A 1,642-nucleotide genomic window follows, 5' to 3' on the forward strand; every position below is an offset into this window, starting at 1 on the left:
GGGGGAGTGGATTTGTTTATTTTATTAGACGCATGTTTACTATGAGCAAATTCAGGTACTATAAGTAGAAGTCCCGATTTTATTATTACAAAATTATATTGTATATTTCATTGCTCCTTTATTTTATTAGGATTAGGTGTAGGTGGTCTACTGTATGGATCAAGTACTACAAGTTTGGATGGTTTATATATAATCAATAGTATCCAAAGTCACGTAAATTATAGCATAATTAACCCGTTGTACAGGCATTTTAATAAAATCCAAATTAAAATGCTTAACAACAAATTTTTAAGATTAAGTATGGGGGCCATATTGGCTCATGCCAATTATGATACATAATGATTAAAAAGGTTAATAATTTCTTAGTTATAATTTTAGTTTTTTTAGCTGTAATTCTAACAGAATTAATAATGTTCATGGAGCTTAACTCCTTAACGTTGCTAAAATGTTTTATATTTGTAGATCTTTTATTGGTTTTTATCCCTTTTAGTTTACCTCGTATGGGTGGAAAAGTGTCTTCTATAAAAAATTTAATCGATGCTATTAAAACACGTATCTTTTTCTTTAATAGCTGTCTCTTTTTCTCTAAAATCTGACTCTATGAAAATAAAATTACCATATTTTGGGTGTATACAATATGAAATGGTTTAAATTCTATTTTTTGTGGGATATTTATGGAAGATAACTACATGGCGGATATATATTCTATCTCCCCTAAAAATGGTGGGGGGGACCCCGCAGAGGGGAATACCCCCTCAGGAAATCCAGACAGTACTATAAGTTATGATTTCCTAGCTGAAGCGCGGGATAGGATTAATACTCATAAGAGTGAAATTTCAACTCCAACGGAGGGGGATAAAGCTATCCTTTTTTCAAAGGATATTCCGACTTATGGCCAAAAAAAAATATATTTCCAAGAGTCTTCTGGTTTATTGAGTCGTAGAGGGTTAGCACCCCTTTCAGTTAGAGAAATCTGCGATACTCTTTTAACAGATAAGGGACTTCCTCCGTTAAACACCGTAGGACTAAAATCCCATCTCAATACTGTAGATCAGAATATTGTGCTGTATAAAGAGCAAGTAGTGAAATTTAACAACACTCTTAGAGGTATTGATCAAGGTAATGAGCCATTTTTTCCAGATAGCTCCAAAAAATTATTTTTGGAGTATAAAGAAATTTTACCTCACATGGTCGAAATAAATGAAAAAATGGGTACTAATTTATGCAAAGAGATAAAAGCTAAAGATCCCTCTTTTCATCACCCCTTATTAACTAATAATGATTCAACATCTAAGCCTAAGGAAAAATAATTTAAGAGGAGCTTTAGCTTTACGCTTTAGCTTTAGCTTTAGCTAAAAAAATTAAAGTCCAATCCATAGTTTCATTTTAATATACATAATATTGGGGGCATATTATGACATAACGTATATAACAAAATTGAAATTTCAATTTTCATCGCCCCCGGTTGAGTAGTGATAGTATTAAAGTTAAAGAGGAAGGGGCCCTTCCACCCCTTTATCCCCCGTATCCCCCTAATCCCCCTATCCCCCCGTCCCCCCGCCCTGCAGTACTGCAGGGGGGGGAAGGGGGGATTAGGGGGGGGGGAAATTAGGGGGGGGGATTAGGGGTGGAAGAAATGATG

General features: G+C 34.7%; 1 protein-coding gene. It reads left to right on the forward strand.

Annotated features, from left to right (window positions below):
• Positions 1-689 precede the first annotated feature (689 nt).
• Positions 690-1,310 carry a hypothetical protein gene (locus IEX62_RS24260; RefSeq protein WP_188778820.1) on the forward strand — a complete coding sequence of 207 codons (621 nt, stop codon included), beginning with the start codon at positions 690-692 and terminating at the stop codon, positions 1,308-1,310.
• Positions 1,311-1,642: the final 332 nt, after the last annotated feature.

It is taken from the genome of Paenibacillus hunanensis, assembly GCF_014645615.1.
Lineage (GTDB): Bacteria > Bacillota > Bacilli > Paenibacillales > Paenibacillaceae > Saccharibacillus > Saccharibacillus hunanensis.